We start from the raw sequence: 13,946 nt of genomic DNA, 5'->3' as shown, positions 1-13,946 counted from the left end.
GGACAGCCGCAAGGAATCGTTGTTTCAGCAATCGGTACAGGCGCAGAAGAACAGCGCCGACGTGCTGGAAAAGAAATTCCAGGAAGCCATCAAGCGCGCCAAGGAAACTCCCGACAAGCCGCACATCCGCGACTTCGACCTGGACTGACCGTGCTCCTGCTCGGCCATCGCGGCGCTCGCCGCTGCGCTCCGGAAAACACCATGGCCGCATTCGAATGCGCGCTCGTGCACGGCTGCCATGGCTTTGAGTTCGACGTTCGCCTGACCTCCGATGGCCGCTGCGTTATCTGCCACGATCCGCAGTTCGCCGGACGCAGCATCGAAATATCGCGCTACGACCAGCTTGCGCCGCCGCCGCCGTGCTTGCCTGACGTACTGCAAGCATTCTCCAGCCGCGCTTTTCTCGATATCGAACTGAAGGTCACCGGTCTCGAAGCGGAGGTGGTCGCGATGCTCCGCGATCGTCCGCCGGAGCGAGGCTATCTCGTCTCCTCGTTCCTGCCGGTCGTGATCGAACGTCTTCACGCGCAGGACAAGTCTGTTCCACTCGGCCTGATCTGCGACTCGCGACGGCAATTCACTGCTTGGACGCGGTTGCCGATTGTTGCCGTTTTTCTCGAGCGCGGCCTGCTCGTGCCCGGAATCGTGGAAGAACTCCACACGGCTGGAAAGCAGGTTTTTGTCTGGACGGTAAACCGCGAGCGCGAAATGCGTCATCTCGCCGCGCTCGGCGTAGAGGGCATCATCTCCGACGACACCAGGCTGCTGGCGCAAGTACTCTCTATGCCGGCGCCTTCTGCCGCACCTTGATCAGGAACTGCTCGCGCTCTGCCTCGAACTCCTCCACCTCGGAGGCGATTCGCTGCGACGACCAATTCCTCGCCCTGCCGATCCGCTGCGCCGCCTGCCGCGTATGATCTTCTGACCACGCTCCCGCTAAAGCCAGCGGCACACGACGCAGCAGGACATCGCCCAGCGTGATGGCGCATTCGTTGTTCATCGCGTGCATGGCTTCGGCCACGATGTGCGGCGACCCATCGCAAATCGGCACGCGCCGTCGTTCATCCTCCGCCGCTGAATGCGCGATATCGGTGGCGCTCCTGCCGAACCATCCGGCCAGCGCTCTCGCCGTCTCCGGCTTAATGCGGCCGTGCGCGCCGGCTTCGCCCACCGAACTGCCCAGCGCGTTCTCGATCTCGCCGATGTCGATTACCTCGTCCAACATCGGTTCGGCAACTTCAATTCCGATCTTCCGTGCGCACTCACGCGCCACGCTGGCGGCCGTGGTGAGCTTTCCGCCAATCAGTGAAATCATTCCCTCGGCGCCGTCGCCGCGGTGGTCATGCAGCACGTGCCGGCGCGTGATCGCCGCCAGCGGATTGCCGGGCGAGAAGGGCAGCGGTCGTACGCCCGCGATGGCGTAATGGATGTCTTCGCGGCCAGGCGCGACGGCAGGGAAGAGCCGTTGCATCGACTTCAACAGGTACTCGATCTCGCTCTGGCTTGGCTGCGTGCTGCTGGGATTGCCGGCGTCGTCTTCCTCGGTTGTGCCCACCAGCAATTCGCCGTTCCACGGGATCACGAAGATGGGGCGTCCATCCAGCGCCTCGGTGTACACGGCGCTTTCCGGGGCGCCCGGAAATCTGGGCAGCACCAGGTGAGATCCGCGAACTCCGCCCACCATCCGCAGATCGCGGATTCCGGCTCGCCGTGCCACGCTGTCGGCCCACGGCCCGCTTGCGTTGATGATCCACCGGGCCTCGATGCGGAACTCGCAGCCGTCGAGCCGGTCGCGAAGCCGAAGTCCGTGCGCGCGGCCGTTCGTCACATCCACCTGCAGTGCCTGCATGTAGTTCCGGGCAACGGTGCCATTGGCGACAGCGTCGGTCAGCCATTCCGCTACCAGCCGCTCCGGGAACTCGCACTGCGCATCGTCGTACTGGAAGACATTCCATTGCCGGCCGCGATCGAGCAGGCGTTCCAAATCAGCCACCGAGCGGTCGCCGTTCGGCGTGACCCGGACGCGCGCGAAGAGCCGGTAGAGCCAGAGGCCAAAGCGGATTTCCAGGGCATTGCGGCGTCCGCTGGGAAGCGCGAGCAGGAAGCGCATCGGCCGAACCAGGTGCGGCTGGGCGCGGAGCAGGCGCTCGCGCTCGCGCAACGATTCCCGCACCAGCCCGATCTCGCCGTGCTCCAGGTAACGCAGTCCGCCGTGAATGATCCTGGTGGAGCGGCTGGTGGTGCCGGAGGCGAAGTCGTTCTGCTCGATCAGGACGGTTCTGCGGCCGGCAGCGGCGCACAGTCGCGCGATGGCCACGCCGTTGATTCCGCCGCCGATCACGGCGACCTCGAATTGCGCGCCGTCCAGCGACCGGCGCTTTTGGGGTTCGTCGCCCACGCCAGCAGTTTAGATGCGTGTGCCGCAGGTTTCAGGTGAGGATCTGGGTTCCGGCATCCGCGACTGCGAAACTCATATCGCGGCAGAAATCATTCCGCCGCCGCCGCGACCTCAACTTTTTCCTCTTCCTCCTGCTCTTTTTTCAGGCGCCGGAGAATAGAGGTGGGATGGATTCCGAGGATGCGCGCGGCCTGCGCCTTGTTGTTTCCGGTAAGCGTCAGCACCTCGTGGATGTAGCGCTCCTCGAGTTCGCGCAACGTCACCCACTGCTGCCCGGTGGGCGATAGGTCCATGTGCGAGGGCGCTTCGTGGGCGGTCTCCGGCTGAGAATAGTCGCGGATTTCTTCCGGCAGGTCGCCGGCATCGATGTCGCCTTCGGGAGAAAGAATAATGGTGCGCTCGATCACGTTCTTCAGCTCGCGAATATTTCCCGGCCAGGGGTAGCGCCGCAGCAGGTCGGCGGCGGCGGGAGTGAAGCCGATGAAGTTCTTCTTCATCTCCTTGTTGAAGCGTTCCAGCAATCCGATCGCCAGCGGCAGGATGTCCTCGGTTCGCTCGCGCAGCGGCGGGATCGTGATGGGCAGGACATTCAGTCGGTAAAAGAGGTCTTCGCGGAACTGGCCGCGCGCCACGGCTTCCCGCAGGTCGCTGTTCGTCGCGGCAATGATGCGCACGTCCACCTTGATGAGGCGCGTGCCGCCCAGGCGCATGAACGTGCCCTCCTCGAGCACGCGCAAGACTTTCGCCTGCACGTTGGCGGACATGTTGCCGATTTCGTCGAGGAAGACGGTCCCGCCCTGCGCCCGTTCCAGCAGGCCTTCCTTGCGGCGGCGCGCGTCAGTGAAGGCGCCCGGCTCGTAGCCGAACAACTCGCTCTCCAGCAGCGTGTCGGGCATGGCGGCGCAATTGAGTTCCAACAACGGCATGTGTGCGCGCGGGCTGTTGTAGTGCAGGGCCTTGGCGAGCACGCCTTTGCCGGTGCCGCTTTCGCCCAGGATCAGGATCGTGGTGTGCTCCGATTGCGCCGCTTTCTCGCAGATTGCCAGCAGGTCGCGCATTTGCGGGCTGCTGGTCTTCACCCATCCGAAGTCGTAGCGGCCTTTCGCCGATTCGACGGTGTCGCGCACGCGCACGCGCAGCGCCAGCATTTCCAGCGCGCGCCGGATGGTGTTCACCATGTCGGCAAGGTGGAACGGCTTGCTGAGGTAGTCGTGCGCGCCCAGTTTCATGGCCTCCACCGCGCGGTCAATCATGTGGTAGGCGCTCATCATCACCACGATGGTGGCCGGGCCCTGGCGCTTGATCTGGCGCAGGACTTCAATGCCGTCAATTCCGGGCAGCACCACATCGAGCATGCAGAGGTTGGGATGTTCGCGCGCGAAGATCTCCAGCGCCTCCTCGCCGGTGGCGGCAAGAAAGACCTCGAAACCTTCGTCGCGCAGCGCGCGCGAAATCGTGCGCAGCGTCAGGGCTTCATCGTCGACTACCAGGATCGAATACGCCATGGTTCAGCCTCGTTTCCGCATGCGACTCATCCGATCACCAGCTCTCCAGCCTCTTCCGCCGACAGGGAGGCGTTTCCTTCCTGCCGGATGGGCAGCACGATGCGGACGGTGGTGCCCCGGGTGGGAAGGCTTTCTACCTTGATGTCCCCGCCATGACTGCGGACATAGGCCTGGGTGATGCTGAGCCCGAGGCCGGTGCCCTTGCCGCGCTTGGTGGTGAAGAAGGGCTCCAGCACGTGCGGCAGGATGTCGGCGGGAATGCCGTTGCCGGTATCGGCGACGGAGATCTCGACGGTGTCGGTGAACTTAATCTTGTGCGCCTCGATGGTGATGCTGCCGCCTTCTTCCGGCATAGCTTCCGCCGCGTTCAGCAACAGGTTCATCAGGATCTGCGAGAGCTGGTTGGAATCGGCGGTAATGGCGGGCACATCCGGCGCGATGCGCGTCTCCAGCCGGATGGGGCGGAACATGGGCTGATGGCGCAGGAAGGCAAGCGTGTCCTCGACGAGGCGGCCGAGGTGGACCTTGGTCAGCTGCAGCGGGCCGGGACGCGCGTAGTTGATCAGGCCGCGGATGGTCGTGGAGATGCGCTTGGTGCCGGCGATGCACTGCTCGATCTCCTCGCGCTTTTCCGGATCCGTGGCCACCTTCCATTCCAACTCCAGGTGCGACAGGATACCGAGCAGGGGATTGTTGATCTCGTGGGCGGCGCCCAGCGCCAGCTGCGCCAGCGCGGCATATTTCTCGTAGGCCGCGAGCTGGGCATCAAACTGCATTTTTTCCCGCGCCAGGTTGCGCTCGGCGTGAATGCGATTGACCAGCTCCTCCTGCGCGAGATCGCGCTCGTGGGCGCGGTATTCCACCAGCGAGCGCAATTGCGCAATCTCCGTCCACGCCTCCCGGAATTTTTCCAGGCGGTGCTGGGCGGCGGCCAGCGCCACCCCGGCAGCAATCAGGATGGAGGGAACGACCCAGAGAAAAAGGTGCGGCAGATCGACCCAATCGGGAGGTACCAGGAGATAGAAGGCGCCCAGCACCAGCACGGCGAGCAGGGCGGCGATGGCAAGCATCTCCAGGCGCACGCGGGCGCCGGAGGGGACCTCGCGGGCTAGGCCGGTTTCGGGCATGGTCTCTCATCACAACCTTCTCTCCGCATGGGCGGGAATGCTGTGATGGCCGGCACGAGGACCGGTGATGTCGCCCCACGGCGTGCGGTTCCCGCGAAAGTGCGCGCGATTTCCGCTCGAAGCCAAGACACGGCCCGAGTGTGGGCCATCCAAGCAAGTGGTAGGACCAGAGGTACCCATCCCCACGGCGTTGGTCTTTGGAGCTCAACAACTTAGCGAGGAAATGCCGCCAAATCTTTGAGTCTATGTGGTTTATACGTAAAATATTGATAACAAATCATGCCCAAGAACGCGAGCCACAGGAGGCTACAACCTGCCCTGCGGCTCAGTTTGCTTATCCCGCTTTCGGCAGCGGAAAGTCAACGGCGCAGCTCACTGATGCGGGTGACATATTTAAAGCTAACGGCGGGAATAGAGCGGGTCACCCCACCCACGCGATTGGCTCTGTAACAAGTGATAAGTCGATTTCGCACTCTTCATTGATGGCTTCACGAAGATCTATTCGAATCATGGCGCGTTCATCGGCCCAGCCGAGTCGAATTTGGCTTGAAATTTCGATTGGAGGAACCCGTTATCCGATTGCTGAGGCTACAACCCGCAGCCATTCCTCTGGCCCGTTGAGAAGCACGTTATAGTCGGCATTGGATACGCGGATGTGAGGAGGATTAAGCGACAGGACTCTCACGCCGGGGAAGTTCTCTTTGAGCCAACGAACCATGTCGACTCTTGAGAGATGTGGAGCATTGTGTCCAACGATGAACAAATCATATCTTCTGCCCTCACCCGAGAGCATTCGCCTCGCTGCTTCGTCTCCGAAAACAGATACAACTTCGTACCCGAGTCGCTCCAGCAGAAGTTCCCGAGTGACCATCAGCCCTTCGTCATACGCGATCTGAAAAACTCGCTTCGGCATGTCGCCCGTCCGACAGACTTGCCCCAATTAACTGCGATGTTAGGCCGAAATTGTGCTCTGGGCAAGCGGATTTGCGGGGGATTTTTTGTCCCTTACGTGTCCCTTGCACCTGCCCGAACGATGCCGAGCGTAAATTCGGCCGTGGCCGCGTGGGGGTAAGTAATCCCCGGACCATCTCATTAGGCGATCATCGTTTGTGAACTCCGCTGATTCGCAATCTGAACCGCAACCGTGCTTCGAGTTGCGCCAGTTGAGCATCGTCCACCGCCTACCGGTGCGCGACCTGAGTGTTGGGCAGAACCTCGTACACAGTCTGCATGCCGGCCTTCATGTGGTCGTCGACGTGGCAGTGAAACATCCAGGTGCCGGCGCGGTCGGGGGTCATGTCGGCGGTGAGCGCCTGCGCCGGGCCGATGGCCGGCAGCACGTCCATGTACTGGCCGTTGTATTTGACGACGTTGCCGTGCCAGTGCGGGGTGTGGAAGTTGAAGCCCATGCCCATGGTCATAACGTACCAGCGCACGTGCTCGCCCTGATGCATGGTCATGAGCGGGCCATTACTGTACAGATAGCCATTGATCGTGGATTTCAAATTGGAGACGACGTAGCCCGTGCCGAGCGGAAGATCGGGATTGCCCTCGGGATCCACAGGCGCGAAGTCTTTAAGGCGGTTGAATTTTTCCGGGTCCTGGATATTCGCCTTCATGTTGGCATCGATGTACTGGCTCTGGTTCTCATCGATGATCATGAAAAGAGCGAAGTACTCGTGGTCGATGTCCTTGGGCGAGCCGTCGGCCCGGGCCATGCCTTTGCGTGTAATGACGATGGGCCCAATCAGGCCGGCGTTGACGTCCTTGGGCTCAAAATTGTGGGAGTGATAAAGCCAGACCTTGGAGCTGCCTTCACCAACGCCTGGGCCTGCTTCCTCGCGCACCAGCCAGGTGTAGAGGTGCTTCTTGCCGGGAGGGACGAGGCCGTTGGCTTCAGGGTGCTCCATGCCATCGGCGTACATCGAGCCCTCGGAATCACGGTCATAGGCGACGCCGTGGGGATGGATGCTGAAGGCGAAGGACGCCTTGTTGTAGAAGAAGACCTTAATGGTGTCTCCCACCTCGGCGCGAATCACCGGGCCGAGCATTCCCATATGTGCCAGCGCCGCCGGGCGCGGTTTCAGGGTGGTGAAGCTACCGTCGGTGTACTCGTGGAAGACGGCCTTTTTATAGGTGCAGCCAATGCGATTGTCCGCGTGCTCGGTGAACACTTTGCTATAGCCGTCGAACTTCTGGTTCATCATGACGTCGATTTTCTTGGGCGCGTAATCCCAGGGGACCTCTTCGGCGGCGATGTAGTAGGTACGAACGTGAGGCGCAGAGGCGGGTTCGGCTTGGGCGCGTTTTGCAGGATGTTGTGCGGCGACACACAGAGTGCCTGCAAACAGCGACAACAGGCACGCGGCCATGGCTTTTCTCATCGTGTTTTTGCCTTTCTTGCTCTGGAGACGGTCCCCGACTATTTCCCCACAGTGACTATTTCCCCCACAGTTGGCTCGGGCCATCTGCGCGGCGAAATATGGAAGGAGATGCTCTATTCTGCCCCGAGCATGACTTACCACGCAATGGAGAAATCACCCGTGCACAGGGCACAACCGCATGAGATTGGGAAGCTAACGAAACGCAGAGCGGCCGTGCAACCGGATACGCTCAAGATCGAGAGCGACTGGAAGGCTGCGGTTAAGAAATCGCTCCGAGAACAGCGGCGGGATGAATTCAGGTTCCGGGTCGTTCCCTTAGTGGAAGAATCTTCTTCTTCTGTTCCAGCACTTTGAGAATGCTTGCATCCACCAGATAACGAATTGTTGCGCCACAGGCGACACATTCCGTTTGCTGCAGTTCTTCGCTGACAATACCGTCGGGAATCGATGACGAACGCAGGCACTCCGGGCACGTCACCACGATGTAATCAGCGTCCATCTTGGGAATCCACAACGGTGCTTTGTCGGATTTACCGAGGTGTGGCCGTATGGGGGAATCCGCAATCAACTCTTTCATCTTGGCCAAGAGCTGCTCTGGCGTATAGCCGCCCTTCTGGAAGAAATGGTCGACCAGCAAACCAAGAGGCATGTTGGCGACAAGGTATTCGCCGCTGATGGCAATCGTGGGGATGTGAGGAAAACGTCGACGAACGATTGAAAGGAGTTCAAATCCGGACATGCCCGGCATCCTCAAGTCGGCAAGGATAATGTCGGGCAAGACTTCCCTGAGGATCTGCAGGGCGACGAACCCGTCTTCCGCCGTACGAACTGAAAAGCCAAAACTGCGCACGATGGCGGCAGAGGTTTCCAACACCAGCGGGTCGTCTTCTACAATCAGCACTCGGCACTTAAAAGCTCGGCTGGGATCCATACCATTGCCTCGGCCAATTGATGTTACTCCCTTTTCAGGTAGGCGATGTCAATTGGCGATAACAGCTTGGCGTAACTTACGATTTTCCACCCGGCAAGGCGCAACTCCGTGACCTGCGAATCAGCGGTCCGGTAGCTTGTAATCGTTCCGCTTCGCGGGATCATCGGAGAGGTACTGCACGAACTCCCAGTCATTGCCCTCGGGATCATAGAAATACACGCGCTTGCGGAACGGATGCTGGTTGGGAACCGTAGAATCACGGTACCCGGCTGCCGCCATTCTTGTTCGCAGCGCCTCGACATCATCGATCTCGTAGGCGAGATGATTCACGCCAGGAATGCCCTGATAAGGCGACCAGCGTTTTTGCGGTTCGACTCTCGATTGACCCAGCGCGATGTAGGTTTCGTCCGTACCAACATGAACCCAACGTGTGCCGTCGGCGCTGGTTCCTTCGCCGCGAACGTGGAATTGAGGAAAGGCCGTCTCCAAAAACCGAATCATCACGTCGATGTCACGTACGCAAATGTTGGCATGTTCAAGTCGGGTCGTCATCGCAGCCTCCAAGCGGGCCCGTGCTGCCCCTGTTGTCCCGGATGCACAACTGGGCCGCCAATCATCCTTTTCTGATGCGCGGAGCGCGATTTCGACGCAAGCAGCAGACGGGGGTCAGCCGCTGGGCCTTCGAGCGGTTGCCATCCACCTTGGTGGCTGGCACAACTATGTCCGCCCGCTTACTCAATTAGGAGTCACTTACGAGGACGCCCGAAAAACAAAACGTAGCCGTCAGCGTCCTTAAGTTCGAATCCACGTAAACCATCATTGTCGTCCTTGAGCGGTTGAGAAAACTCGACATTGCGCGACGAGAATTCTGCTGCCAAAGCGTCCGGATCGGGAACGTGGAGGTAAGCGTCCCAGCGGGCCCAGCCTTTCTTGATGTCTCGCTTGTAGTTCGGCAGTGGATCTACACCAACGTCCTTGAGCATGATCATCGCGGCATCCCGCTGGACAATGCCGAAGAAGATGTCGTCAGGGCCGGGCCCTTGAAAGGTGATGTCGAACCCGAGACGGTCGCGATAAAACGACAGCGCGGCCGGGACATTCTTGACGATGAATAACGGCGCGATGCCGGAAATTTTTGCTTTACTCATGAGTTTCCATCATCGGTTCGCGCAAACTTACGATTCTGCCCCGTGAACAGTGCAAACCGTCCACTTACGCTGCAGTCGATTTCACCCTCATCATCGTTCCCCAGCTGCTGACGACTTACTGCCATACCCATTTCATCAAGAACATCAGAGAGTATTCCACTCCATCGCTCACGTTGTGGCCGACGATCGGCGCCACCAGACTCGCCGACTTTTCGCGCCAGTATGCATACAGGATGCCCAGAGCGAAGGCATAGAACTGTTGGCCGAGCGCGATCCAGAAGGGCCGCTGCCAGAAATTCGAGATGTGCGCCACTGCGAACAACGATGCGAGAATGACTCCCGCGACGTGCATCTCGAATTTTCCCAGGCGCACGCGCCCGGAAGAATGCAGCATGAGGAAGGTTTGCAGCAGTCCCCGAAACGCAAGTTCTTCGCCGAAGCCTACCCACACAAATTGGAACCCGAGCCATCCGGCAACGCTTCCGGCCGTCAAAGAAAGGTGTTCCGGCGGCTTGTGCGCGAGAATGCTGGGCAGGTAGTCCACCACCGTCATCAGAATGCCGAAGAAAGCGCCCCAAGCGATGGCGGGCAAAACGTACGATTTTCCCTTGGGCGGTTGAACTCCGTAGGTGGAGGGCCTTCCCTTGCTGAGCCACGCCACGAGAACGAATGAGACGGCAAACATCGCCGCGTGGTCGATGTAAAGAGCTAACCAGGGCATGGCCATGTTGCGCTGCGTGCCGAGATGGATGGTTATGAAGCGGTGTGCGAAGCCGGTCGCGAAAAACACGGGGAGGACCAATCCCACGGTTGCGAAAATCGCGGCAGGACCAATACGCAATCCGGAGAGGGAAAGGAAAGAAGTTGAAGTTCCGAAGTTAAATCCCTGCGGTTGTGGCTGGGCTGTACCGTGCGGCATGCCGTTGACCATCACCTGTTAGAGCTGACCGTCCGCCGAACGTGACTGGCCAATACGAAAGCGGCGTTCACTGTTCGCAGATTACCATCCTGTAGAGTCGAGCGGAACATCACAAGTTATAAAAGTCGTCTCTAACAATGTCGGCGGTGTCAAGCATATCGTGAAGCGTACGAGTCCGTGCACTCCTGTGCCATTTCGATCTATCAGCTCCGCCATTCCCAACCTGAGGCTCGCTTCTAATCTACCGGATTGGACTCAGTCCGACCCAAAAGCTCGGGCGATAATGTAGTCCTATAGCCAGCATCGTTCGGCTCTTTTTTCCCGAGCCTCAGGCGGTTTGGCAATCACCAAAGTCTACTCGAGCGCTGGGAGCCGACATTGTTTTGAGTGATCACCATTTAACATACAGGATGCCGGATCGCATTCTTGCACTACGGCCCCTCGGGAGGAGAACGAAAATGTTGGAGCGAATCGCTGATGGACGCACTGACCTTGTGTTCGAGTCCGTCGCCAACGGACATCCTGCCACCTCAACAACAAGCGACGGCACAGCTTTGATTCGATGGTGCGCGTATTACGGCGATGTTTCCGCGATCAGATTCCTGCTATCGAATGGTGAAACACTCCGCTCACTTGGCGAGGGTTTCGGCCTGAACCCTGCGGCATTCCACGGGCACTGGCGACTGTGTCAATTCCTGATTGAACACGGTGCGAACCCGAATTTTGCCGCGCCGGACACTGCTGAAACGCCGCTGCACGCCGCCGTCTCGTCGACTCGCCCATCTCAGCACTTGGTCGTCAAAGTGCTGCTCGATGGCGGCGCTGACCCAAATCGCGCTACCCATGCTTCGGTCGAAACAGCTGCCTTTATGCGTGATTGCCGTACCAGAGCGGAAACGGCCCTGCATCGTGCCGCGGCCTTCGCCAGCGAAGAAACCATCCAGCTCCTATTGGATGGCGGAGCCAAGATTGATGCCAAGGACGCCAATGGTGACTCGCCACTGGCGTGGGCGAGTTGGCATCTACGCCCTGATTCAATTCTAAGGAAGCTATGTTACGGACGATTTTCCATCCGTCCAGACAGGCGCTCGATGGAAGCCAATCTGCTTGGCATACCAATTAGCGGCTCAGACTAGGCAAAATAGATTACCGGCTTCACTTCTTCGAATCTGCGGCCGGCCAGACGGGACTGGTGAGCTCGATCCGCCAAATCGCGCCGCCCAGGGAGAGCGGGCCTTCCAGCTTTACGAAGGCTGGTGCATCTCCGCCGAGGATCCAGACGTGGATGTCTGGCGGCGACTTTCCCAGCAGCGGCGCCACTAACCCGGCCACACCCCCGATCTCAGGCTTCAAGACGTAATGGATGGCTTTGCGCTTCCAACCGCCGGTCGTAAACGGCTCCTCGCCTTGGGGCGAGATCACGACTTTTACAAGGCGCGGTTTGGGTGTGGCCGCCACCATCGACACTGTCGTGTGAGGCTCATCCGGGACAACGTTCTTCACCAGCGTGAGAATCATGCCGTTGGCCACGTCCGGCGGCAGGTGGAGGCGGTCGCTCAAAACCTTCTCGTTGCCATCGTCGTCGGTGTAGCGAACTGTGACCTTGTCGGTGGCGCCGTCGATGGAGACCTCCGTCGGGTGCGGGAAAGCTGGGCCCTTCTGTACCAGGTGATAACTCAGTAGCCGGAAGCTGTGGCGCTGAGAATAGACGGCAGTTTCGTCGTGCACAGAGCCATCCTTGAAATGGAATAGCAAATGGCTGGTCATTCGATTAGCGCGCGTGACCTGGCTGAGATCGCCGTCGGCGAGGATATTGCCCTCCAACGTGCGGAGTACAAGAAAGCCATGGAGGCTGCCCTCGACGTGACGCACAGCTACTGGCTCCGCCGGCAACGAGTCGGGCTGGAGCAGCGCGACGAAGGCCAGCAGTACAGCTAGCGAAATGGGCCGAACACGTTCTATCATCGGAATATTCTATTGCTGTTTCGCCTTGCTGGTGGCATCGGGCTGGAGTTTTCCGTGGGTTTTCGGAATGAGGTGGTCCGCCGTCAAGTCTTTTCAGGTCGTAACTTGCGCTAACCCGATTTCACGCTCGTTATCTCAGCGACTGTGCATCTCCACATCGCTCGTTTGCGGGTCCAGCAAACAGCAGCAGATTCCCATCCGGATCCTTGACGACGAAATTCTTGGCGCCCCAAGGCTGCTTTTTCAGCGTCCGGTGAAAAGCAACACCAGCGGACTGAAACTCAAGAAACAGCAGCTTGATCTCGTCCGCTGTAGCGACGGCCATAGAAACCGACAATAGCTCCTCCCGATCGCGGACCGTCGACTCGATTACCGGGCGCTCGACGCACCTTAGATTGAGACGCGCCGCGTCGCGACCCACCTGTGCATAGTAGGGAGGTTTGCCGTAACTGAATACAAGCGTAAAGCCTAACTTCTCACGGAAAAATTCGCATGATCTCTCGATATCGGTGACGAACAGTTGCGGCTCTGCACTGACAATCGTTGCTTTGGATGGCGATGATCTTACCTTGAGAGACGTGGTCGAAAGTCCAGTCTTCAGGGCTTGCCAACTATCGAAGCCTTGCTGTCTTGCGACCATTTCTTGCGCATCGCTGAGCTTAAAGCTCGCCGCAAGAATCTCGGAGTCGGGCATGTTCAGGAAACGAGGCAAATGCCGGCGGATTTGTGCGGCGACGGGATAGTGGCGTTCGCGATGCCACCGCAATATGAGCTTGGCTTGCTTTTTGAGGTTCTCTAGATTGGGCATGTAGGCCTCCACGATGAGATCGTAGGTGGGCATTGCCCTTCGGCGACGTGCCGTTGCATCCTACATGCGCAGATTGCAGTATCCGCGACGGTGTCAGTAGTTGTCAATTGAGAACGACGTCACATACTAAGCTGTGGGGAGTGTGATGAAGCCTCTGATCTTGGCTCTTTGGGTTGTGTCTGCGTTTTCCGGTCTGAGCGCGCAGAAGCCGGCCTGGCAACCATCGCCGGGTCACACGCAAGTCCCGATATGGCCGGGGAGAGTGCCCGATCCCCAGCCTGTCGCGGGGCCGGAGTTCGCTGCGACGACGGGGAAGGAATTCCTCGTTGCCGGCCGGCCGGTGGTGGCGGTGCGCGGCGTGTCGCGGCCCACGATGACGGTCTATTCGCCAAAAGGAAAGAACACGGGCGCAGCGGTCGTCGTCTTCCCTGGTGGGGGCTATCAGGAGTTGGCCATCGATCTTGAAGGCACCGAGGTCTGTGATTGGCTAACGCCGAAGGGAATCACGTGTGTGTTGCTGAAATATCGCGTGACGGATGTGGGGCCGTATCCGAAATCGGGGCCGTATCCGGAATCACCGATGGCCTTGGAAGATGCGCAGAGGACGGTGGGGCTGGTGCGCCTGCACGCGGCGGAGTGGCACATCGATCTGCACAAGATTGGCGTGCTTGGGTTTTCATCCGGCGGGCATCTGTCGGCAGCGATCAGCACGCATTTTGAGAAGCGTTTGTATCCGCCTGTAGACGCCGCCGACAAAGAGA

14 protein-coding genes are annotated in these 13,946 nt (G+C 59.5%); 4 read left to right on the top strand and 10 right to left on the bottom strand.

Annotated elements, in window-relative coordinates; all coding sequences use genetic code 11:
* The first annotated feature begins 150 nt into the window (after positions 1–150).
* A complete protein-coding gene (locus VFI82_16305) occupies positions 151–810 on the top strand; it encodes a glycerophosphodiester phosphodiesterase (protein ID HET7186248.1) in 660 nt (219 codons plus the stop codon).
* Here VFI82_16305 and VFI82_16300 read toward each other — a convergent pair.
* From VFI82_16300 to VFI82_16265, 8 genes are all read right to left on the bottom strand, one after another.
* Positions 782–2,398: a glycerol-3-phosphate dehydrogenase/oxidase gene (locus VFI82_16300; protein HET7186247.1), complete on the bottom strand. Its 1,617-nt coding sequence runs from the start codon at positions 2,396–2,398 to the stop codon at positions 782–784. The genes VFI82_16305 and VFI82_16300 overlap by 29 nt on opposite strands.
* Positions 2,399–2,487: 89 nt before the next feature.
* Positions 2,488–3,903, bottom strand: a complete 1,416-nt coding sequence (locus tag VFI82_16295; protein ID HET7186246.1) for a sigma-54 dependent transcriptional regulator — start codon at positions 3,901–3,903, stop codon at positions 2,488–2,490.
* Between the two features lie 26 nt (positions 3,904–3,929).
* On the bottom strand, positions 3,930–5,030 hold the full coding sequence (locus VFI82_16290) for an ATP-binding protein (GenBank protein HET7186245.1): 1,101 nt from the start codon (positions 5,028–5,030) through the stop codon (positions 3,930–3,932).
* 1,181 nt (positions 5,031–6,211) lie between these two features.
* Positions 6,212–7,414 carry a multicopper oxidase domain-containing protein gene (locus tag VFI82_16285; protein HET7186244.1) on the bottom strand — a complete coding sequence of 401 codons (1,203 nt, stop codon included), beginning with the start codon at positions 7,412–7,414 and terminating at the stop codon, positions 6,212–6,214.
* Positions 7,415–7,709: 295 nt separating this feature from the next.
* Complete coding sequence (locus VFI82_16280; protein ID HET7186243.1) at positions 7,710–8,315, bottom strand: response regulator; 606 nt, start codon at positions 8,313–8,315, stop codon at positions 7,710–7,712.
* Positions 8,316–8,465: 150 nt separating this feature from the next.
* Entirely contained in the window at positions 8,466–8,897 is a 432-nt protein-coding gene (locus tag VFI82_16275) for a VOC family protein (protein ID HET7186242.1), read from the bottom strand.
* A 194-nt stretch (positions 8,898–9,091) separates the two neighbouring features.
* Positions 9,092–9,493: a VOC family protein gene (locus VFI82_16270; protein ID HET7186241.1), complete on the bottom strand. Its 402-nt coding sequence runs from the start codon at positions 9,491–9,493 to the stop codon at positions 9,092–9,094.
* Between the two features lie 115 nt (positions 9,494–9,608).
* Positions 9,609–10,301: a CPBP family intramembrane glutamic endopeptidase gene (locus VFI82_16265; GenBank protein ID HET7186240.1), complete on the bottom strand. Its 693-nt coding sequence runs from the start codon at positions 10,299–10,301 to the stop codon at positions 9,609–9,611.
* Between the two features lie 569 nt (positions 10,302–10,870).
* Between VFI82_16265 and VFI82_16260 the strand changes: the two genes are divergently transcribed.
* The gene (locus VFI82_16260; GenBank protein HET7186239.1) at positions 10,871–11,548 is read left to right on the top strand and encodes an ankyrin repeat domain-containing protein; all 678 of its coding nucleotides are present in this window, start codon (positions 10,871–10,873) and stop codon (positions 11,546–11,548) included.
* Between the two features lie 19 nt (positions 11,549–11,567).
* On the opposite strand, the gene VFI82_16255 is transcribed toward VFI82_16260, so the two are convergent.
* Positions 11,568–12,140, bottom strand: a complete 573-nt coding sequence (locus tag VFI82_16255; GenBank protein ID HET7186238.1) for a hypothetical protein — start codon at positions 12,138–12,140, stop codon at positions 11,568–11,570.
* 27 nt (positions 12,141–12,167) lie between these two features.
* Here VFI82_16255 and VFI82_16250 point away from each other — a divergent pair, with 27 nt between their 5' ends.
* The gene (locus VFI82_16250; protein HET7186237.1) at positions 12,168–12,350 is read left to right on the top strand and encodes a hypothetical protein; all 183 of its coding nucleotides are present in this window, start codon (positions 12,168–12,170) and stop codon (positions 12,348–12,350) included.
* Positions 12,351–12,507: 157 nt separating this feature from the next.
* Here VFI82_16250 and VFI82_16245 read toward each other — a convergent pair whose 3' ends face one another.
* A complete protein-coding gene (locus VFI82_16245) occupies positions 12,508–13,218 on the bottom strand; it encodes a VOC family protein (GenBank protein ID HET7186236.1) in 711 nt (236 codons plus the stop codon).
* A 112-nt stretch (positions 13,219–13,330) separates the two neighbouring features.
* Between VFI82_16245 and VFI82_16240 the strand changes: the two genes are divergently transcribed.
* A partial coding sequence (locus VFI82_16240; GenBank protein HET7186235.1) for an alpha/beta hydrolase occupies positions 13,331–13,946 on the top strand: 616 nt, incomplete at its 3' end.

The organism is Terriglobales bacterium, assembly GCA_035691485.1.
Taxonomy (GTDB): domain Bacteria; phylum Acidobacteriota; class Terriglobia; order Terriglobales; family Acidobacteriaceae; genus JAIQGF01.
This window is presented reverse-complemented; position numbering and strand designations above follow the sequence as displayed.

Coding starts and splice junctions, on each gene's coding strand:
- VFI82_16295 (HET7186246.1), bottom strand. CDS start 3,903: ATGGCGTATTCGATCCTGGTAGTCGACGATGAAGCCCTGACGCTGCGC.
- VFI82_16290 (HET7186245.1), bottom strand. CDS start 5,030: ATGCCCGAAACCGGCCTAGCCCGCGAGGTCCCCTCCGGCGCCCGCGTG.
- VFI82_16285 (HET7186244.1), bottom strand. CDS start 7,414: ATGAGAAAAGCCATGGCCGCGTGCCTGTTGTCGCTGTTTGCAGGCACT.
- VFI82_16275 (HET7186242.1), bottom strand. CDS start 8,897: ATGACGACCCGACTTGAACATGCCAACATTTGCGTACGTGACATCGAC.
- VFI82_16270 (HET7186241.1), bottom strand. CDS start 9,493: ATGAGTAAAGCAAAAATTTCCGGCATCGCGCCGTTATTCATCGTCAAG.
- VFI82_16260 (HET7186239.1), top strand. CDS start 10,871: ATGTTGGAGCGAATCGCTGATGGACGCACTGACCTTGTGTTCGAGTCC.
- VFI82_16250 (HET7186237.1), top strand. CDS start 12,168: ATGGCTGGTCATTCGATTAGCGCGCGTGACCTGGCTGAGATCGCCGTC.
- VFI82_16245 (HET7186236.1), bottom strand. CDS start 13,218: ATGCCCACCTACGATCTCATCGTGGAGGCCTACATGCCCAATCTAGAG.